This window comes from Alcaligenes sp. SDU_A2, from assembly GCF_038237375.1.
In the GTDB taxonomy this organism is placed as follows: domain Bacteria; phylum Pseudomonadota; class Gammaproteobacteria; order Burkholderiales; family Burkholderiaceae_B; genus Alcaligenes.
Genome location: NZ_CP151273.1, coordinates 2,072,755 through 2,093,543 on the forward strand (window position 1 = coordinate 2,072,755; position 20,789 = coordinate 2,093,543).

Genomic DNA, 20,789 nt, shown 5'->3' on the forward strand with positions numbered 1-20,789 from the left:
CCATGCCCGCCCCGGCCCTGGCCTTGCTGCGCGACACCATCGCCCGCCGGCGGGCCAACGCCTGCCGGCGTTATCGGCAACATCTGCAACCCGATGTGCTGCTGCGGGCCTTGCGGCGCATCTGCGACCAGGCCCTGCGCCAGTTGCTGACGCTGTGCCCTCTGCCCGAACAAGCCTGTCTGGCCGGCCTGGGCGGCTATGGGCGCGGCGAGCTCTACCCGCACTCCGATGTGGACCTGCTGATCCTGTTGCAGCGCAGCCCGGACGCCCAGGACATTGCCCGCATCGAAGCCCTGTTGGCCGCCATGTGGGACATAGGCCTGGCCCCCAGCCATGCCGTGGCCACGCCCGCCCAATGCCTGGAGCTGGCCACCCAGGACATCACGACCGAAACCGCCTTGCTGGAAAGCCGCTGGCTGGCCGGCTCGCGCCTGCTGCTGCGCCACGTGCAACGCCAGTTGCAAAGCCAACTGGACCCGCGCGCTTTTTTCCTGGCCAAACAGGCTGAGCAGCAACAGCGCCACGCCCGCCTGCAGGACACGCCGTATGCGTTGGAGCCCAACTGCAAAGAATCCCCCGGCGCGCTGCGCGACCTGCAGGTTCTGCTCTGGATGGCACGCGCCGCAGGCCTGGGGCGTACCTGGCAAGACATCGCCCAGTCCGGCCTGCTAACCTATAACGAGCTGCGCGCCTTGAGCCGCGTGGATCAGGCCTTCAAGCGACTGCGCATCGAATTGCATCTGATGACGGGCCGCGCCGAAGACCGCCTGCTGTTCGACCTGCAGCCGCGTCTGGCCGAAATCTATGGCTTTCACCCTACGGCCACCCGACGCGCCAGCGAACTGCTGATGCAGCGCTATTATTGGGCCGCGCGCTTGGTCAGCCAGCTCAATCTGATCTTGATGCAAAGCATCGAGGAGCGCCTGTTCCCCCAGCCCAAGCACCCGCCGCAGCGACTGGATGCCGATTTCCAGATCCATCATGGCCAACTGGAGCTGCGCCGCCCCGATGGTTTCCAGCGCGATCCGTCGCTGATGTTCGTGGCTATGCTGCATCTGCAATCCCGATCTGACCTGCACGGCCTGAAAGCCGGCACCTTGCGCGCCCTGTGGCATGCCCGCCGCCTGATCGATGCCAACTTTCGCGCCGAACCGCGCAACCGACGCCTGTTCCTGCAAATACTGCAGCAACCGCGCGGCATTGTGCATACGCTGCGCCTGATGAATCTGCTGAACCTGCTGCCCCGCTACCTGCCCGTATTCCGGCGCATCGTGGGTCAGATGCAGCATGATCTGTTCCACGCCTACACCGTGGACGAGCACACGCTTAAAGTCATTCGCAATCTGCGCCGCTTCACGATGGCCGAGCACAGCGAAGAACTGTCGGTCGCCAGTCAGCTCATGAGCAGTTTCGAGCGCCACTGGCTGCTCTATATTGCCGCCCTGTTCCACGACATTGCCAAGGGGCGCGGCGGCAATCACTCGGAACTGGGTGCCCAGGACGCCCTGGCTTTCTGTCAGGACCACGGCCTGACGCCCACCGACACCGAACTGGTGGTGTTCCTGGTGCGCGAACACCTGACCATGTCCCAGGTAGCCCAGAAAAAAGACCTGAGCGACCCGCAAGTCATCTTCCAGTTCCTGCGTTCGGTCGGCACTGAACGTCAACTAACGGCGCTGTATCTGCTGACCATTGCCGATATCCGGGCCACCAGCCCGACCGTGTGGAACTCCTGGAAAGGCAAGCTGCTGGAAGATTTGTACCGCCTGACTCTGGCCGCTTTGGGCAGCCAAGGCAAAGACGGGCTGTCCGTGCTGGAGCAGCGCAAGCGCGATGCGGCCGGCGAAATCCGCCTGGCTGGACTGCTGGACGAGGCCCGCGACGCCTTCTGGCAGTGGCTGGACGAGCACTATTTCCTGCGACACGACGCCAGCGAGATCGCCTGGCATACCATACAGCTCTACCACCAGACGCACAATCCAGAGCCGGTAGTGCGCCTGCGCGCCGCTGGTCAGACCGATGCCATGCAGGTTCTGGTCTACACGCCGGACTGCGCGGGCTTGTTCCTGCGCATTTCGCGCTATTTCGACAGCCAGGCCATCAGCATTCAGGATGCCCGCATCTACACGACCCGGCACGGCTGGGCCCTGGATAGTTTTGTGGTCATGTTGCCGGCCTACGATCATGCTGCGCGGCGCGATCCCGTGCAGATCCAGGACGAATTGGCCAGGGCCTTGCAGCAGTTGCCGGCGCTGACCGCGCCTGTCCCTGCGCACTACCGCGACATACGTTCACGGCGCGCCCGGGTCTTTCCGATTCAGCCAGCCGTGGATCTGCGCCCCGACGACAAAGGACAGGACTGGATTCTGACCCTGACCGCCACAGACCGGCGCGGTTTGCTGTACAGTCTGGCCCAGGTCTTCGAGCGTCACGATGTCACCCTTCGATCCGCCAAAGTCATGACGCTGGGCGACCGGGTCGAAGACATCTTCGTGCTGACCGGACCTGCTCTTGACCATAATCGTAACCAGTTGCGCCTCGAACGCGATGTGCGCCTGGCCCTGTCTCAACAACCTGACTCCCACTGATGGAACTCTCTGCTTTTCTGGCCGACTTCAGCCGCAGCTTTTTGTTCGCGCTGGCTACTCTGCTGCCCATGCTCAATCCACCGGCCGCCGCCCCCATTTTTCTGACCTTGACCGAAGGTGCCAGCACGCCGGACCGCGCACGCCTGGCCCAAAAAGTATCGATCAATATCTTTGTCATGCTGGCGGTCGCCACCGTGGCTGGGAACCTGGTCCTGACTTTTTTTGGTATTTCCCTGCCCATCATCCGGGTCGGCGGGGGCTTGCTGGTCATTGCCACCGCATGGCGTCTGGTCAACGCCTCGGACTTTGATGCCGCACATGCCCAGAACATGGCCGGTTCGTATTCGTGGGAACAGATCCGCTCCAAAGCCTTCTACCCCCTGACCTTTCCCATGATCTGTGGGCCCGGCTCCCTGTCCGCCGCCCTGACCGTCGGCGCAACGCTTAACGACAGCACCGTTAGCGGCACAGCCAGCAAGCTGGCAGGTGCCGTGCCGGCTATTGCTGTAGCCGCTTTCGTGGTGTATCTGTGCCTGCGCTTTGCCTCGCAGTTCCTGTACAAGCTGGGCAAGAACGGCACGGCCGTGGTGATGCGCCTGTCAGCCTTCATCCTGCTGTGTCTGGGCGTGCAGATTGCCTGGGCCGGTTTCCATGAACTTTTTCTGGGTTTGCTGCACGAAGCATCTACCTTTCACTCGTCCACGTCGTCTTGATTCACCATGACAGCCACCCCGATCCGCTACGCCCTGCCCTATTACTTGATCAGTGCCCTGGCCTTTATGGCCGTGGGTGCCGCCCTGCTGTCCCAGCATGTGTTCGGCATGCCGCCCTGCGCCTGGTGCGTGCTGCAACGACTGCTGTACCTGATTTTGGGGGTCACCAGCTTATGCGCCGGGCTGCTGCGCCACAATGGTCATAAAAGCGCTTCTCGCCTGGCCGCCTTACTAGCCCTGGCCAGCGTGGCAGGCGGCATTCTGGCCGCCTGGTACCAGTACACCGTGGCCCAGCACCTGTTTTCCTGCGACCAGACTTTTGCCGACCGGTTCATGATCCAATCCGGTCTGGAAAGCGCCCTGCCCTGGCTATTTGGCATCTACGCCACCTGCATGGACGCCCGCGTCGATCTGCTGGGCATGGAGTACGCGCTCTGGAGCCTGGGGCTGTTCAGTGTGCTGGGCCTGGGCCTGCTGGCGGCGCTGCTGCGCCGCCACTGAACAAGGCAAACAAGCGATACGCCAAATCGAGCGGGACCAAGCATAGCTCCCGCTCGGAAAGCCGTTCCACTTACGCCGCATCAAGGCTCGGGCAGATCGATGCACGCCACGCTTTCGCCTTGTTGCGCGCCTTTGGCGTGCGGCTCGTTGATAGCAACAAAGGCCGCCCCCGTCTGTTTGTCCAGCGCCAGGCTGTTGGGGTGTATCGGCAGCTTGAGCGCATGCAACAAGCGGCAAAAGGGTTTGCCGGCGTGGGCAGCCGTCAGGCCAGGGCCGTGTCCAGCAACATCATCAGCACAAAGCCCAGCATCAAACCGCCCGTGGCAAAACTTTCGTGCCCCTGCCGATGGGATTCGGGAATGATTTCGTGGCTGATGACAAACAACATGGCACCGGCCGCAAAGCCCAGCCCCCACGGCAGTAAAAGCGCAGAGCTGCTGACGGCCACGGCACCGATGACCGCCCCTATGGGTTCCACCAGACCGCTGACCATGCCCAGCACAACCGAAAAACGTCGACGGTAACCGGCCGCCAATAACGCCATCGCCACCACCAAGCCTTCGGGCACATCCTGAATGGCGATGCCGGTTGCCAGTGCATTGGCGCGCACGCCTTCGTTGGCGGCATAGCCCACGCCGATGGCCAGACCTTCGGGCACGTTGTGCAAGGCGATGGCAATGACAAACAGCCAGGTGCGCCGCACAGTGCGTTCGGACTGCGCGCCGGGGCCTTCGCGCCCCTTGATGAAGTGCTCGTGCGGCAAGAGACGGTCCAGCCCCATCAAAGCGGCGGCCCCCAGCAAGATAGCGGCACCGATCACCCCACCCGCGGCCCAATTGCCGCCGCCCAACAGACCCTGGGCCCGAACACTGTCCAGACCCGGCAGAATCAGGGAAAAAGCGCAGGCGGCCAGCATGACGCCGGCCCCGAAACCATACAGCGTGTCCTGAGTGCGCTGGGACATAGTCTGGGACAGCATGACAGGCACAGTGCCAAGCGCCGTGGCCAAGGCGGCTACCGAGCCGCCGACCAGGGCCTGGAGCACGGCGGGATGGTGCTGGGCATACACCCAGAATTGATGGCACAAGGCCCACACCCCGCCCATGGAAATCAACAACCCTATCCAAAGACGGATATGCTGACGCAGGCTGACGGTGCCCCCCTTGCCGTTCAGAGCGGATAGATGGTTGAGGTTTTTTTTCATAAACAAGACGACATCCCAGTTAGCACATCGTCCGGCTCCGGAGGGCCGGCACGGCACAGGCAAAGTCGACGATATGAATGCAAGCCAATACGGGCCAGGAGCGCCGCCGATGCGGCGGTACCTGTTCCGTATTTCATTTAAAATATTAAATGATAATAATTATCATTTCAATGAAAAATGAGCCCATCCCCTCTCCCCGGCAGGCTACACTGCGCAGGTAGCGTGCGCCGCGCCGTATGGCTAAATGCAGCCTGGCCGCACGCCTGCCATCCACCACCCATTTCGAACACTGCCATGATTCCTAATGTACTGAGCATCGCCGGCACCGACCCTTCCGGGGGCGCGGGCATACAGGCCGACCTGAAAACCTTCAGCGCCCTGGGCGCGTACGGCATGAGCGTCATTACCGCCGTCGTGGCCCAGAATACGCAGGGCGTACGCCGTTTCGTGGCACTGGACCCGGACTTCGTGGCCGAACAGATTGATGCCGTATTCGAGGATGTGCGCGTGGATGCGGTCAAGATAGGCATGGTGGCCAATGCCGACATCGCCCAGGCGATTGCCCAGCGACTGAAAAAACATGCCCGCTGCCCCATCGTGCTCGATCCTGTCATGGTGGCTAAAAGCGGCCATCGCCTGTTGGATCAGGCGGCTGTGGATCAAGTGCGCCACGGGCTGATACCGTTGTGTACGCTGATCACGCCCAATCTGCCCGAAGCCGCCGACCTGCTGGGTCAAGGCGAAGCGCGTTCAAGTCAGCAGATGCATGCCAGTCTGAAGGATCTGGCACAGTTGGGCGCAGACTGGGTGCTCTTGAAAGGCGGGCACCTGGACGGGGCCGACAGCATGGATCTGCTGCATGGCGACGGACAGACGCTCAGCCTGAACGCGGCCCGCATCCAGACCCGCAACACGCACGGCACCGGCTGCACCTTATCGGCCGCGATTGCCGCCCTGCTGCCGGGTCGCACCATGCCCGACGCTGTCCGGCAAGCCAAAGACTACCTGACCGCCGCCCTGGCCGCGGCCGATACATTGGAGGTCGGCCAAGGCCAAGGTCCCGTGCATCATTTCCACGCGGCCTGGGCCCGGTCTTAATACGCGCTTAAAAACGCAGACGCGCCACGCTTTCAGCGTGATCTTTCTGCTCCCGCCCGTTCTTGACGCTGACATAGACGTCGCCGCTGCGCGTATTCAGCGCCAAACTGTTGGGATGCGCAGGCAAAGACACCGTCTGCAAGGGCTCGTAGCTGCGGCTGTCATAGACCTGGACAGTGCCCGACTGACGGCTGGTCACATACAGACGGCTGCGCTCAGCGTCCAGTTTCAGAGCAATCGGCCCCTTGCCCGCCGGCAGGCTATGCAGCAGATCGCCGCTGACGGCATCCATGACCAGCACCCGATGCCCCTGACCATTAGGTGGCGTATCCACGCCACCTTGCTCTTTGCGCATGCTGTCCAGCAAAGGCTCGCCCTGATCGGTCGCCAGAATCCGCCCTTGCTCTTTGTCCAGCTCCAGGTTCAGCAGTTGGTCACCCGCTGTCCGCGTCACGCTTTCTATACCCAGACTAGCGGTATCCACACGATACAACTGCCCTTGCAGATTGGAGACATACAGCTTGCCCGCCGGTGCATCCAGCGTAACCCCGGTAGCCAGAAAGCCAAAACCTGGCACCACGCGCTCCAGCGCCAACTTTTGCGTGTCAACCACATACAAGGCGCTATCGGTAAACCAGGCACCGGGGGCATACAACCTATTATTGCGGCTATCCAGCACCAGTTCGCGCAGGCTATGGGCATAGCGTTGCTCGGGCTTGCCATCCTTGTCCAACGCCTCGATCTTTTGCGCTAACTGAATGGTCGCGATGACACGATTGCTGCTGGTATCGATCACCGTAATCGAAGCATCCAGACCGTTGCCGACATACAGACGGTCGGCAGCATCATCCAAGGCCAGGCCAAAGCCCTTGCGCTCCAATGGGATGTCGGCCAGCACCGCCAGCGTGGCGGGGTCCAGCCGCATGACTTTGGAAGCCTGCGACTCGCTCCCGGCCGACACCACAAACAAGGCGTCCTGCTTGGCGGACCAGGCCAGTTCGTACAAAGCGGGCGCAGGCGAAACCCGCTGGATCGCCTGCTGGGTCGGTGCGCTTTCCTGGCGGCTAGCGGCCTCGGGTACGGGGGCCGGTTTCTGGCCGCAGGCGCTCAAGGCCAGGGCCACGGGAAGAATGTACATAAGTCGAATTTTCAGTGTCATGATCGGAAAGACCTTATTACTTGAACATCAAAGACAAACAGGACATGGCTCAGGCACTGCGGAAACGTTGCAACAACAGCAGTCCCAGGTACACCACCCCGGCCGCCACACTGGTGTGGCCGCTGTACGCAGTCAAACCGAACCCCCAGCCCATAAAGCGCACGGCCGCATACCCGGCAAGCACCAACAGCAGGCCGCCTGCCCAGCGCAATACCGTCGTGGAATACGAGGATAATTCACGGCCAAACACGTCCTCTTGGTGCCGTATCATGGCCAGTGCCAGACACGCAAAACCCAGGCAGGCACTTAAAAAAACCGTGGAGTGTTCCAGCCAGGACAGAGACAGCGCATTCATACCGCTTCTCCCGAAGGCCCGGCGATCGGAGGACGGACATTGCGCGCCGGTGTTTTACACGCCGGTCGGCGCGCTGCACGTCGCGCCAGATGCGCATGCAGCGCGGCCATAACCAGCAAGAACAGATCAACGCTCAGGAACAAGACATCTCCGGCAGCCATGCTGGCCGGCAATCCTCTGTCGGTCTGCCAGATGTTCAAGAGCGGCAACAGGGCCAGCAAGACTGCCGCCAGCCAAAACAACTCCACCCATGCGCGTTTGGCCGGACGCAACAAGGCCCAGGCCAGCGTCCCGGCCCACACCATGAAAAAGCCGTGAATCTCCCAGTCGCTGCGCTGCGCTACCGAACCGGGCAACAGACGGTTGAACCAGAAAAAAGCCGTCATGGCGACCGACAGCCCGGCAATGGCGGCGATATTGAGCCGTTCCACCAGGTAAAAGCCCAAATACGGTTTGTCGGGATTGGGCAGCTTGACCCGCCGCTTGACGGTCCAGAGCACCAGACCTGAGCCGACCATTGCCGTTCCGGCCAGACTGACCAAAAAATACAGCCAGCGGGTGGCTACGTCGGCAAAACGGCCCAGATGCAGGCCATACAAGACGCCCTGCGTGGTGGCCACCGGTCCGGCCTGATCCTTGACCTGCACCAACGCCCCACTGCCGCCATCGAACAGCAAATAATGGGGCGTGGTCGATACCCGCTGCGCCTGCTGGCGCACAATCGCCACTTGCGAGGCGGCATCGCCCGGATGCGTCATCTGAACTTCGCCCACGCCCCCCGCCCCCCAGCGCTGTTCGGCCTGTTCGATCATGGGAGCCAGAAGCGGCAACGGTGCCGGCAGACCGGCCGGTTTGCCGGCCGGCAAGAAGAACCGCATTTCGGCGCTGACTGCCTGCCGATCTGCCGGTGACGGCAAAGCCTGCAGACCATAAGGCATGTACAACACCATCAAAGTGACCAAGCCGCTCCAGGTAATCATGAAATGGAAAGGCAACCCCAACACTGACAGCCCGGCGTGGGCATCCAACCAGGAGCGTTGCCCCTTGCCCCAGCGAAAGGTAAAGAAGTCAGTAAAAATCTTTTTGTGGGTGATGACCCCGCTGACTATCGCCACCAACATGAACATGGCGCACAGACCCGCGATCCAGCGTGCCCACAATGCCGACATATAGTGGAAATTGAAATGGAAGCGGAAAAAGAAATCCCCGCCTTGCGTATCGCGGGCTTGCAGAGCCTGGCCGCTGGACGGATCGAAACGGCCAGAATCAAAGCCGCGCCCAGGCAATTGAGGGCTGCTCCAAAACGCCGAAGCGACGGGCTGCCTGTCGGTAGGCAGGGAAATGCTCAACTGACGCAACGGCACACCTTGCGCCAGCACGGCGTCAAGCACAGTCTGAGCCGCCTGGGCCGGCGGCGGCAAGGCGGCTGTTGCCTTCAGTTCCGGACGCATATAGCGCGAGATTTCGTCCCGGAAATACGACACCGTGCCGGTCAGGAACATGGCATACAAAATCCATCCGACCAACAGACCGGTCCAGATGTGCAGATCGGACATGGTCTGGCGCAAGCCGCGCCCCTTGGGAGCCTTGCGCGTGGGCTTGGCCTGCGCAGTGCCGGACGCGCCAGCACTCATGCCGCCTCTCCCATCCAGACCCAGACAGCGGGCGGTAGCAACGCCAGCGCCACAGCACACAAGCCCAGCCAGGCGTAGCACGCCGAACGGCTGGCAAAAACCCAAATGACTGCGCCGGTATAAAGCAGAAAACTACCCGTCATGCCCAGCAAGGCGGCTTCGGCCGGGCGCATCGGCAGAGCCAGCGTGGCGACGGAAAACAAGGCTGCCAGCGCGTAGCCCCCGACCAGGGCCGCCAGGATGCGCATAACGATAGAAATCGGAATCATTATCATAAAGAGACTTTTTAAAAAACAAGCCCCGCAGGAGTGTATCCCTGGCCGGAAGGCAAGCCGCGTCAGGACAAAAAAGCGGGATCATGACAAGCATGATCCCCGCAGATAGACACAACTCTAGATAATAACAATGATTCTCATTTATAAGAATGCTTGTCGAGAAAATTTATCTCAGGCATTGCTGATATCCACCTCGTCGGCCACTTTATTCCAGCGTTCGTATTCCGAATTGATGCGGGCCTGCATCTGCGCCGCCGGTTCGTAGGTCGCCAGTGCCCCAAGTTGCATCATTTTCTGTTGCAACTGCGGCTGGGCCAACAACTGGCTCAGTTCTGCATTCAGACGGTCCGACACTTCTTGCGGCGTATCGTTAGGGACGATCAAGCCGCTCCAGGTGCTGACGTCAAAACCCGGAAACCCCTGCTCGGCAATGCTTTGCACATCCGGCAAAAACGCCTTGCCGGTCGCCGAACCCAAGGCAATCGCTTTCAGCGTACCGGCCTGAATATGCGGCATGGCAGCGATGGTATCGGCCATCATCACCGACAAATGACCGCCCAGCAGATCGGTAATGGCCGGCGCGCTGCCGTTATAGGCAACATGCAGCATGTCAAAACCACCCAGGTCTTTAAGCTGCTCCATCGCCAGATGCGCCATGCTGCCGGCACCGGGAGTGGAATAGTTGATGTCCTGGGTCTTACTGGCGGCGATCAATTGCTGCAGATCGTTCACCTGAGGCATCAGCTTGGGATTGATGACAATCACGTAAGGCAGGTCGTAGACCGTGGCCACGCTGGTGAAATCCTTGCGCACGTCGTACAGATTGTTGCGGTGGACAATGGGCGCGATCAGAGCCGGCATGCCGAACATGGATATGGTGTAGCCGTCGTTGCGCGAACGCAGAAACTGCCGCGTGCCGACCGAGCCAGACGCACCGGGGCGATTATCGACGATGATGCTTTGGCCCAGGCGCTGGGACAGTTCGTGAGCGATGAAACGCGCAATAGTGTCGGTCGGCCCGCCGACCGGAAAGGCCACGATCATGCGGATCGGCTTACTGGGCCAGGCCGATGCCAACGCGGGCAGGGGCAAGGCCGCGCTGGCCAGCGACAGCGCAGACACTGCCAAAAAGGTACGACGGGAAAAAGATGAAGAATGTGGCATGGTCATTGTCCTGATATTGTTATCGCTCGGGCTGCACGTTCAAATAATGTTCCGAGCTTTAAGGGATTGCAGCGTTTGTGCGTCGATATCGAGCAACTCCTGCAACACTTCGGAGGTATGCTGTCCGAAATGCGGCGGATTGCGCCGCACGGGGGATCGGATGTTGTCCATCACGTAGGTAGGCGCGTGTATGGCTTGCGGACCAGCCTCCGGGTCCTGGTAGCGATGCAACATTTGCGCCGAGTCTGTCCGCGCCGAGTGCAAAGCATCAAACAGCCCTTGCACTTCTCCGCAAGGGATACCGGCTTGTTGCATGCGATCGATCAGTTCGGCGCGGGAATGCGCAACAATGCATTCCTTCAGTATGGGCAGCAAGCTGTCCCTGTGCTGCGAGCGGCCCGTGTTTTTTTCAAAACGCGGATCAATGGCCAGGTCTGGCCTGTTGATGACCTGTTCGCAGAACTGGCGGAACTGGCCGTTATTGCCCACCGCTATCACCAAGGGGCCGTCCTGGGCCTGAAACACACCGTACGGCACAATGGCCGGGTGGGAATTGCCGAATTTAGGCGGGTCCTGACCAGTCAGTCCGGCCGCCAGGCCATAGTAGGAAGTCATGGCCAGACCGTGGTCATACAGCGCCATCTGAATGTGACGCCCGCGCCCTGTCCTTTCCCGCTCGTATAAGACAGCCAGGATAGCTTGCACCGCATGCAAACCGGTAAACATATCAACCGCGGCCACGCCGAATTTCAGTGGACCCTGGCCTTGCTCACCATTCATGGCCATGATCCCCGATTCCCCCTGAATGACAAGGTCGTAGCCAGGGCGGCTGCGCTCCGAACTTAGCGGCGAATAGCCCGAGATGGAACAATAAATCAGGCGCGGATTCAGGGCCTGCAATTGTTCGTAGCCCAGGCCCAGTTTTTCCGCCCCGCCATGTTTGAAGTTCTGGATCACGATATCGCACTTTTGCGCCAGGCGGCGGGCCAGCTCCTGGCCCTGTTCGGTCTGAAGGTCCAGGCACATGGAACGCTTGTTGCGATTGGCGCTATTGAAATAGGACGTATTTCGGCTGCCTATGCGCAGGCCCCAATCGCGTGTGTCATCCCCGCGCTCAGGGTGCTCGACCTTGATGACATCGGCTCCCAAATCCCCTAAGGCCATGCCGCACAAGGGCCCGGCAAGGACTCGGGAAAGATCCAGCACACGTACCCCCGTCAGCGCTTGTTGATGTTGCACCACCCTCTTCCTTCTGTTGTTCTGCATTGATCGTGCTATTTATTATCTATGTCCATCGCGTGCAGACAAGCACACAGACATTGACGCCATGTCAAATTAATTTGACCATTAGGCATGGACTTCTTATCGTTAAGCATCTTTGTCGAGATTATCGACAGCGGCAATCTCAGCCAGGCAGCCCGCGCACTGAACATGTCGCGCGCCAATGTCAGCTATCACCTAGCCAGCCTGGAAAAATCACTGGGTGCCGAGCTGCTGCGCCGCACGCCGCAAGGCAACGAGCTGACCAGCGCCGGCGAGCGTGTCTACCGGCACGCCTGCACCATCGTCAAAGAAGCCAGCCTGCTTAAAGAAGCCGCCAAGCAAGACCTGACCGAGCTGACCGGCCGGGTCGGCTTGAGCATTCCGACCGGCTACGGCCAACTGGTCATGAGCGACTGGCTGATTGAGTTTAAACGCCGCTATCCGGGGGTAATACTGGACGTGCGCCTGGAAAACGTGGTGGAAAACCTGGTGCGGGACGGCGTGGATGTGGCCATTAGCGTGCTGTCCAAACCATCGCCCCTACTGGTCGGGCGCGATCTTGGGCCGCTGCGCTATATCGTCTGCGCCTCCAGTGATTGGGCGCGCGACCATCCCATGCCGTCTAATTTGCAGGCACTCTGCCAGGCACCCGTCATTACCACCGGGGGGATCAGTGGCCGCGCGAACCTGACCGCCGAACGCAATGGACACAGTAGTCAAGTGCGTTTACACCCCACGCTGCTCTCGCGCAGCTTTCCCTATCTGCGCCAGTGCATCCTGGCAGGCCTGGGCGTGGGCGTGGTGCCCGACTATGTCGTGGACGATCTGGTGGCCACCGGCCAGGTCCAGACCAGCTTGCGGGACTATGCCTTGACGCTGGATCACAGCCATATGTACTTGCTGTACGCCCCCCACCGCTTTCAATCGCGTGCGATCCGCACCTTGATCGATTTTCTGTCCGAAAAACTGGGCATCAACAAACCGATGCGCCAGATAGCCGACCTTGATCTTGACACAATAGCGTGACAAGCTAGGGGCCTAACTATTTGTTAGGCCAGGCTGCGTACCAGCCTGTTGCTCCGCATCTATCAGCACAGCGGTCAAAGATATCGCCATGACAGGATCAACTGTACGGCTCTTAGCCGTTAAACCAAAAATAAACGCCTGAGGATCAGAATCAAGCCTTCTTGTTGCATAACGCTAACATTTACTCACACATGACGCAGTGAGCAGGGACGGGAAGCAAGATGGGAATGCAGACAGGGCTCGACAAGCAAGGTCCCAACCGGATTGAACTCTATTGTTTGGGTACCTTTCGTTTATTAATCGACGGCCAGGACCGCAGCCACCTGTTGAGTTATGACAAGGTCAAGTTGCTGCTGACTCTTCTGGTTCTGGCGCAGGGACAAGCCGTAGCGCGGGTCAAGCTGGCCGATATGCTCTGGCCCGAAAGCGACCCTGAACAGGGCCGCGCCCGGGTGCGCCATGCGCTGCATGTACTGCGTCAGGCACTGGCCCCCTTGTCCGACATTTTGCACAGCACGACGGCAGGCCTGACCCTGGAACCTGACACAGTCTGGAGCGACATTCTGTATATAGGCGGCTCCACGGCGACCGAGCTGGACGATGCGCGCAACAAACTGACACTGTATCAAGGTCCTTTTCTGGATGGCTTCAAACTGCCCGGCAGTGACAGCCTGATGAGCTGGCACAACAACTGGAACGCACGCCTGGATATCGAGCTGGCGCAATGCCGCCACCATCTGATCAAGGCCTTGATGGCCGACGAACAGCACCAGGCGGCGCTGGCCTATGCCAAGACATGGGTCAATCTGTGGCCCGAGGACGAGTCCTGCCACCGCTTACTGATCCGACTTCTGGTGCAGGACAATGACCGCGATGCAGCCATGCTGGCTTACCAACAATGCTGCGACGTGATGCAACAACGTCTGGGCGTAAAGCCCGATGCCCAGACGCGCGCCTTGCTGGGCTTGGGTGAAAACACTCCGCCAGCCTTAGCCGGCCTGCCCGATTCCGACGGTTACCACTTCCGGGCAATGGCAACGGTGGCGATTGCCATAGGCTGGCAAGCCGACCCGGCCAACGGCGACGAGCCAATCGAGACCGATTGCGAAACCAGCACCTTGTTGCTGCGCGAAACACACGAACGCGTCGTGCGCTGCGCGCGCGAACATGGTGCCTGGATAGAACAGGAGCACAACGCCACGCTGCTGGCGCATTTCGGCTACCCTGCCGTCAATGAACGCCCTGTGGCACCCGCCCTGGTACTGGCGCGCACGCTGGCCGGTCTAAGCCGGCCCGCCCAAGTCAGTCTAGGGCTGGCCATCCATGCCGATGTACTGCCCATCGACCCGGCCACGCCCATCAATGCCCACCATCTGCTGTGCCAATCAGCCATCGCCCTGGCCTGGCAGGCAGGCAACGGCGCGGTCTTGCTCAGCAATCAGGCGGCAGCGCGTCTGTCATCCTGGTCTCTGGAATCTCTGCCGTCGGGCAAGGAGCCATCCGCGTATCAGTTACGTCTGAGCGAAATCGCCTCCGACACAGGCCGTATTCACGGGCGGCTGCGCGAATTCGATATCCTGCTGCAATACTGGAGCGGCCGCCTTAGCGCTGCGCCGCGCATGCTGCTGCTGCACGGCCATACAGGCTTGGGCAAGACCAAACTGCTGCGTTCGCTGCAAGATTATGTGCGCAATGTAGAAGGTGCCATCGTGGCGCTGCAAACCCAGGAAAACGATGTGCGCAATCCCTACGCGCCTGTACTGCGCTGGCTGCAAAAAGAGCTACGACGCGGGACACCCAATGCGCCCGGCACCCGCAGCGACAAGCAGGACACCGTGCTGCATCAACGGCTGATGGCCCAGTACGGCCTGAGCACGGCGCAAGCCGATATCTTGCAACAAGCCTTGAGCGAACCGCTTGCCCTTGGGCAAAGCGTTCTGCGCGAAGACACGCAAAATGCCCTGCTGGCCCTGCTTCATTCGCTATGCCGGCACCAGACCTTGCTCCTGACCTGGGAAGACCTGCACTGGTGCGATGCCGCCAGCCTGCAACTGTTGCAACGCCTGCTGGCAGACAGCGGCGAGCGGCTGCGCATCGTGGCCACCTCGCGCCAGACCTTGCCCGAATCCTGGCCGGTGCTGCCTGTGCGCATCGGCGCACTGGCCCACCAGGATATGAATGAACTGATCAATCAACGTAGCCGCTCGATCAAGCTACCCCGTGATATTCGCGCACAAATCATAGAGCACAGCGAAGGCAGCCCCATGCTGGCACGCGAATTGCTGCACTTATATCAACTTGGACAGGATCTTGCCTTGGTGCCGCGCTTGTTGGATCAATGCGCCGCTCATTTGCGCCGCCTGACGCCGCAACAGCGCGAACTGGCCTACCTGGCCGCGCTGCTGCCCGAGATTGACGAGCGCATCGCCAGCCGGCTGCTGGAGCAACCGCAGTCGACTACCCATGCCGCCTTGCAGATACTGGAACAGCACGAATGGCTGCTGCCCACCGAGCAATCGCGCCTGCGCTGTCCCGAGGTGCTGGGCAACTGCCTGCGCCAGTTGATCGTCCGCCCCGAGCGCGAACGGCTGGGCAGGCGGCTGGCCGAACACATGGTCAAACAAAATCAGGCCCCATCGGCCATTGCCACCCTGCTGGGGCAAGTCCGCTACCAGGACACGGTCCAATGGTGGCAACGCGCCGTTGAACACGCGCTCGAACAAGGTCAGTTACAGGAAGCCGAACTCTACCTGTCCCAGGCGCTGCGCAGCCGACGCTTCATCGCCGATCCCGCTTTGCGTTCGCAAACCAGCTTTGCGCTGCATCTAACCAAAGCATCACTGAGCACTGCCGCCACCGGTCCGGCCTCTCCCAGTTCTGTGCAAGCCTTTGAACAGGTCAGCGAACTGAGCCTCCCGGACCAGCCCATTACCTTGCTGGCCAGTCTATGGGGCGAATGGTTGACCCGGCACAACCGCGGACAACTGGACGCCTCGCTGCCAATTGCCGAAAAAGTGCTGCGCCTGTCGCAGGCTCACTTGAACGAGCCTTGGCAAGGCTGGTCCTGGTATGCCCTGGCTCAGCACCGCCTGTGGCGCGGCGAACCGGCACAGGCAGAGGCGCTGCTGGTGCGGGCCCTGCCCCTGATCGGCATGTCGGCCGAACCCCAGGATATCCAGGCGGCACCATCCCAGAAACCATCGCAGGCGCTGGCCTATGCCTCGCTGGGCTTGTGCCAGGCCGTGCAAGGCCGTTTTGCCACCGGCTTGCAAAATGCCCGCCATGCCATTACCTTGGCCAGCTACCACCACCACCCGTTGGCGAGTGCGATTGCCTCCAAGCTGCACCTGATGCGCATTTACTATCTGGCCGGCAATCTGCACGAAATGGCACAAGAAAGCCTGGCCCTGACCGGCGGGCAGTCTCTGGACAAGCCCGACAACATCTGGCTTGCGCTGGCCCAGATGCACCAATTGCTGCCCTCCGTGCTGCAGACCCGCAACGCCGACCTGATCGACCCCATGCAGGCCGCCATTGAGCGCATCCGCATGGATATGCCGGTCGCCCTGGAAGGACAGTTGTGCATGCTGGCGCGCGCCCTGATCTGCCTGGAGCGCCACGACGCTGCCCTGGCCTTGCTGGCCGAAGCCGAGCAGATTGGCGATCAACACCGTTCGGTGCTGATGCTCCCCGAAATACAGTGTCTGCGCGGCGATCTGTGGCTACAGCGCCAGCGCCCGGACCTGGCCCGCCAGCACTGGCATCAGGCCCGGGAAAGCATGGACCAGCATGGACTGCTGGCCTATGAACACTGGCTTAACGATCGCCAGGCACTAATTCCGGTTTGACCCGCAAGGCCTGGGCTATCTGCCCGGCCACCGTCTGGGCCTGTTCACGACTGTCGTAGACCGGACTGCGCACCTGGTACAGATCTTTGCGGCCAGGACGGGGCAAAGGACGTTGCTGGGCCTCGATGCCTAAGGCGCGCAATTGCTCCATTGCGGGGCCCGGATCGGCAAACACCCCCACCTGAACACGCCAACCCTGCTGAGCAAGCTCCTGAGCCGACGGCGTTGAGGGAGCAGGCGCGTGCCTGGGCGCAGGTTTGGCTGGCCGTTTTGCAAGGGGCTGAGCAGCGTGCTTTTGCGGTGGTGCCGCCACCGGGGCCGGATCGGGCGGCAATGGCCCCTCCTCCTGAAACGCCGTTGCAGGCGAACGCCAGCACTGGGTCACAATGCGCTCGGGCACCAGATCCTGCGCCCAGGTCGGTTGCGCCGCCTGGCTGCTGACGCCGGACTGCGCCTCGCGCAAGGTCAGCAATTGCTCGTTGATCTGGGCCTGCCGGGCCTGTATGCCATGCAGGCGGTCCACATTGTCGACCAGACTGCGTTGCCCTTGCAGACGCCAGTTCAGGACCAGCCACTGCACGCCGGCATCGATCAGACGCTCTTCTTGCTGCGGAAAGTCGCTGGCCTGGAAACGATGCTCGCCACTGCTGAACTCGTGCAAAAAGTCGATAAACCCTTCGGCTCCCGGATAGACACGCTCCAGCACGAAGTTCGGGAACTGAATCTGCAACACGGCATCGCCGCACTGACCTTGCGCCCACGGGAACGTGGCCCTGGACGGAAAGTTGAAATTATCCAGCCGCGTCACGCCGCTGGCGCATTGCAGGCTCAGGCTGGTGCGCTGAGGCAATTGACGCGCATCGGGATTGAGCAAAGGCGGCTCGGCATCGATCACCACGGCCGCTGCCAGTGCCTGCACCGCTTTGGCCTGCTTGTCCAGTTCGCCCAGCTCCTGCTGCAAGGTCTCGATCTGGCTAGTGCGCACCCGCGCCGCCTGCTCATCATGCAGGCGCGTTTCGGCATGGGCCACCTGCCGCGCCTGAACGGCGTTCGCATAGGCATAGAACTGCCCACTGAACGGCATGCTTTGCCCCAGCGCGCTGCGCGGGCCGTAACTTTGCGCATCGCGGGTCACAAAGTAGCGCAGATCGCCTTGCAGGAACTGTGGCACGGTGCCGCGATCACCGTACAGCAGCTCGTAGGCCAGAACAGGACTGCGCACATCCTGCACCACGCTCAGCACCGAACCGGCCCACTGATCCTGCAAGCGGCAGGCGGTACGCCGGGCTGTGTAATCCAGAACCAGCGCCAGCGGACCACGCATCAAAGACCAGACAGCATCCTCGCGGGCGGTATCACGCTGCAATTGGGCCCGCAGTGCATCCAGGCTACTTTGTGCCTCGTGTAGCAACGACTCCTGCACTTGCGGGTCCTGCCCGAAGCCCCAGGTCTGGCGCGCCAGTTCCTGGGCGCTGCCCGGCCCCTGCAGCAAACGCTTGATCGCATCGGCCAGCTGGGTCTGATAGGCATGCAAAGGCTCAATCCCCGCCAGCCCTGCGCTGACGCCCTGCACACTTTGCGCCAGCGACTCCCCTTGCTGTACAGCACGCAACCCCACATGCCCCAAAGCATTGACGCGCTGGGCCTGATCCAGCCAACCCGCCACGCCCCCTTGAGCGGGAGCCTGCCGGGCCGCCAGACGCAGTTGCTGCAAGGTCAGCATGGATGCCACCCAGGCCGGCCGTTCGCCGGCAGGCACTTGTCGGAACAAGCCATCGACCGCCTCGAACAGACGGGCATAGGGATCGGCAAGCGAATACAGACTGCTCAGCGCCCCGTCCCAGTCCGATTCGGTCTGCAAATAAAAACGGGCATCGTTAAAACGCACGATGAAGCGATACCAGGCGTCGTAGGACAACTGGCGGAAACCCTGTTCCAGCACATCGCTTTGCCCCATCCAGAAACTGCGCTCGCCCGAGGCTTCGGCCAGTTCTTCGACAAAGTCCGAGATCGCTTCCGTGCCGGTCTGCGTCAAACCAGCAGCAATCACCGGCGCGCGCGCATCGGGCTGCACGCTCCAGAAGTCGGCCAGCGTGATGGGACGTATGCTGTTCTGAAAATCCGCCCAGGCCAGCAGCCAAGACGGCGAACGGGAACGCAGTCCCAACTGGCGCAGCGCCGCCTGCAAGGCATCCAGTTCGCTTTGCAGTTGCACCCGTTCGGGGGACCAGCGCAGGTAATCCACATACTGTTGCCCCAGCAGAACGCCGGTCTGCAGACCGACCTGTCGGGACGCCGAATCGCCATACAGGGTCGCCAGTTCCATGCCCGGTAAGGGTCGGCCCTCCAACCGGCTGCCCTGCAACTGCCCGGCCACCAGATTGATGCGGCGCACCAGATACTGGCTCCAGGCGGCCACTTCAGTTTCGCTGCCGCTGCGGCTGACGCGCGGCAGATCCTGAACAATCAAGGGGTCCAGAAAACCGTGCAGGATTTCACGCCGGAAGGCATCAACAAAGCGCTGCTTATAAAATTGCTGCACTTGGCGCACATGGGTCTGAAACGGCAGCACGGCTTGCAGGCCATGGTTGGCACCGTCCAGCCTGCCTACGGCGTTACGCCAGATATTCAGCGACTGCACATCTTCGTCCAGCGCGCCCTTTTGCATGCGCGCCTCAAGCTGGGGCAAATGGTGAACGGCAAAGGCCTGCAAACTCGAACGCGCCCGTTCGCTGGAATAAAACAGACCGCTGGCCAGCAGGCCACACAGCAACAGCCAGGCCAGAACCAGGGAATGACGCAAAACCCGACGCCACGGCGACCAGCGATCGAACACCTGCCAGCCATAACGGCAAGACGGCAGAATGCGATCAAGCACATCGCGGGCAAAGGCTATGCCTTCGCGGGCCTGGTGCAAAGTACGCACCTGCCAGTACAGACCGCGCAGCAAAGGCGTAGCTGAATACGGCGTGGCCTCGAAAGCTGGAGCCAGCAGATTTTGCAACACCGCCTGCTGGGCGGCAATGCGCTCGGGCAGCTCAAATACCTGTGGCGGCTGCACGCCATGCTGGCCCAACACAATACGCAGTTGTGCCAGTCGTCGTCCAACAGACTCGAAGGCCTGCGCCAAAAACTGCAGCGAACCCTGCTCGGCACCTTGTCCGCCCACCATATAGCCCAGGGCCTGATCGTAGACCTCGGGCGGCAATTGTTGCAGCCAGGCCGATAAACCGGGGACATTCTCGCCGCCCTGCAGCATCAGCCAGACAGGGATGCGCGCCTGAAAAACACGCGCCAAGGCATCGTGGCGGGCTCGCATTTGCTTGCCGGCCGCCTGCAACTGATCGTGATCGGCCTGTAAAAGCCAGGGCAGATCAATATTAAAGACCAGGCCGTTAAGCGGCTCGCGTCGACGCGTGCGCAAAAGCTGATGCAAGAGACGCGACCAGGCCGCCTCCTGGGCGGTCGGTTCGTCGGCACCGTTCACCGGACCGGCCCAAATCATGACGCTGGCCTTCATGAAAAACCAGCCCACCCCCTGATCCAGGCCCGGCCCGGCAGCCGGCAGCGACTGCACGGCAAGACGGGCATAATCGTCCTGGGTCTGACAAGGACCGACATCCATGCTCAGCATCCAGGGCAAGGCATACAAAGACGAACGCCTTCCCCCCAGCCGCGCCTGGCGTAGCACCTGCAGGCCTGCGCCCCACTGGGCATCGAACGCGACATGATTGCTGCCCAACACGCGCGGCATATCCCGCGCCAGGCGACGGCGCAAGCGCCAGGCCAACCAGCGCCTGCGCAGCCACAGGGCCAGCCAGATCAGCGCCAGCGCCGCCAGCACCAAAGGCAGCACCGCCCATAAAGGCCAGCCATTGTGCATCACATACAGCCAGGCCAGCCCCGCCAGCACGACCAGCAGCACCAAGGTGGCCAGCACACGCAAACTTCGTTTCAACAT

At 61.4% G+C, this 20,789-nt stretch carries 15 protein-coding genes; 6 read left to right on the top strand and 9 right to left on the bottom strand.

Going from position 1 to position 20,789, the window contains the following annotated elements; all coding sequences use genetic code 11:
• Positions 1 to 2: 2 nt before the first annotated feature.
• The 3 genes from AADW57_RS09725 to AADW57_RS09735 are packed head-to-tail and all read left to right on the top strand — an operon-like array spanning position 3 to position 3,802.
• A complete protein-coding gene (locus AADW57_RS09725; protein WP_341666697.1) occupies positions 3 to 2,588 on the top strand; it encodes a [protein-PII] uridylyltransferase in 2,586 nt (861 codons plus the stop codon).
• Positions 2,588 to 3,301, top strand: coding sequence for a MarC family protein (locus AADW57_RS09730; protein WP_341666698.1), 714 nt, complete (start codon positions 2,588 to 2,590; stop codon positions 3,299 to 3,301). Before AADW57_RS09725 ends, AADW57_RS09730 begins: the two co-directional genes overlap by 1 nt.
• A gap of 6 nt (positions 3,302 to 3,307) precedes the next feature.
• Positions 3,308 to 3,802 carry a disulfide bond formation protein B gene (locus tag AADW57_RS09735; RefSeq protein WP_341666699.1) on the top strand — a complete coding sequence of 165 codons (495 nt, stop codon included), beginning with the start codon at positions 3,308 to 3,310 and terminating at the stop codon, positions 3,800 to 3,802.
• Positions 3,803 to 3,882: 80 nt separating this feature from the next.
• Here the strand turns inward: AADW57_RS09735 and AADW57_RS09740 are convergent, their stop codons facing one another.
• Positions 3,883 to 4,032: a hypothetical protein gene (locus AADW57_RS09740; protein ID WP_341666700.1), complete on the bottom strand. Its 150-nt coding sequence runs from the start codon at positions 4,030 to 4,032 to the stop codon at positions 3,883 to 3,885.
• Between the two features lie 32 nt (positions 4,033 to 4,064).
• On the bottom strand, positions 4,065 to 5,006 hold the full coding sequence (locus tag AADW57_RS09745; protein ID WP_445819137.1) for a ZIP family metal transporter: 942 nt from the start codon (positions 5,004 to 5,006) through the stop codon (positions 4,065 to 4,067).
• 294 nt (positions 5,007 to 5,300) lie between these two features.
• Here AADW57_RS09745 and thiD point away from each other — a divergent pair, with 294 nt between their 5' ends.
• On the top strand, positions 5,301 to 6,104 hold the full coding sequence (gene thiD / locus AADW57_RS09750; protein WP_341666701.1) for a bifunctional hydroxymethylpyrimidine kinase/phosphomethylpyrimidine kinase: 804 nt from the start codon (positions 5,301 to 5,303) through the stop codon (positions 6,102 to 6,104).
• A 7-nt stretch (positions 6,105 to 6,111) separates the two neighbouring features.
• On the opposite strand, the gene AADW57_RS09755 is transcribed toward thiD, so the two are convergent.
• The 6 genes from AADW57_RS09755 to AADW57_RS09780 all read right to left on the bottom strand — a co-directional run bounded on the left by AADW57_RS09755 (position 6,112) and on the right by AADW57_RS09780 (position 11,930).
• A complete protein-coding gene (locus tag AADW57_RS09755) occupies positions 6,112 to 7,263 on the bottom strand; it encodes a YncE family protein (protein WP_341666702.1) in 1,152 nt (383 codons plus the stop codon).
• A 49-nt stretch (positions 7,264 to 7,312) separates the two neighbouring features.
• Positions 7,313 to 7,618 carry a DUF3325 domain-containing protein gene (locus AADW57_RS09760; RefSeq protein ID WP_341666703.1) on the bottom strand — a complete coding sequence of 102 codons (306 nt, stop codon included), beginning with the start codon at positions 7,616 to 7,618 and terminating at the stop codon, positions 7,313 to 7,315.
• A complete protein-coding gene (locus AADW57_RS09765; protein ID WP_341666704.1) occupies positions 7,615 to 9,252 on the bottom strand; it encodes a PepSY-associated TM helix domain-containing protein in 1,638 nt (545 codons plus the stop codon). The genes AADW57_RS09760 and AADW57_RS09765 overlap by 4 nt, the downstream gene beginning before the upstream one ends.
• Positions 9,249 to 9,521, bottom strand: a complete 273-nt coding sequence (locus AADW57_RS09770; protein WP_341666705.1) for a DUF3649 domain-containing protein — start codon at positions 9,519 to 9,521, stop codon at positions 9,249 to 9,251. The genes AADW57_RS09765 and AADW57_RS09770 overlap by 4 nt, the downstream gene beginning before the upstream one ends.
• A 177-nt stretch (positions 9,522 to 9,698) precedes the next feature.
• Positions 9,699 to 10,691, bottom strand: a complete 993-nt coding sequence (locus AADW57_RS09775) for a tripartite tricarboxylate transporter substrate binding protein (RefSeq protein WP_341666706.1) — start codon at positions 10,689 to 10,691, stop codon at positions 9,699 to 9,701.
• A 39-nt stretch (positions 10,692 to 10,730) separates the two neighbouring features.
• Positions 10,731 to 11,930: a CaiB/BaiF CoA transferase family protein gene (locus AADW57_RS09780; protein ID WP_341666707.1), complete on the bottom strand. Its 1,200-nt coding sequence runs from the start codon at positions 11,928 to 11,930 to the stop codon at positions 10,731 to 10,733.
• A 114-nt stretch (positions 11,931 to 12,044) separates the two neighbouring features.
• On the opposite strand from AADW57_RS09780, the gene AADW57_RS09785 reads away from it, so the two are divergent.
• Entirely contained in the window at positions 12,045 to 12,980 is a 936-nt protein-coding gene (locus tag AADW57_RS09785; protein ID WP_341666708.1) for a LysR family transcriptional regulator, read from the top strand.
• Between the two features lie 227 nt (positions 12,981 to 13,207).
• Positions 13,208 to 16,828 carry an AAA family ATPase gene (locus AADW57_RS09790; RefSeq protein ID WP_341666709.1) on the top strand — a complete coding sequence of 1,207 codons (3,621 nt, stop codon included), beginning with the start codon at positions 13,208 to 13,210 and terminating at the stop codon, positions 16,826 to 16,828.
• Here the strand turns inward: AADW57_RS09790 and AADW57_RS09795 are convergent.
• Positions 16,797 to 20,789: a type VI secretion protein IcmF/TssM N-terminal domain-containing protein gene (locus AADW57_RS09795; protein WP_341666710.1), complete on the bottom strand. Its 3,993-nt coding sequence runs from the start codon at positions 20,787 to 20,789 to the stop codon at positions 16,797 to 16,799. The genes AADW57_RS09790 and AADW57_RS09795 overlap by 32 nt on opposite strands.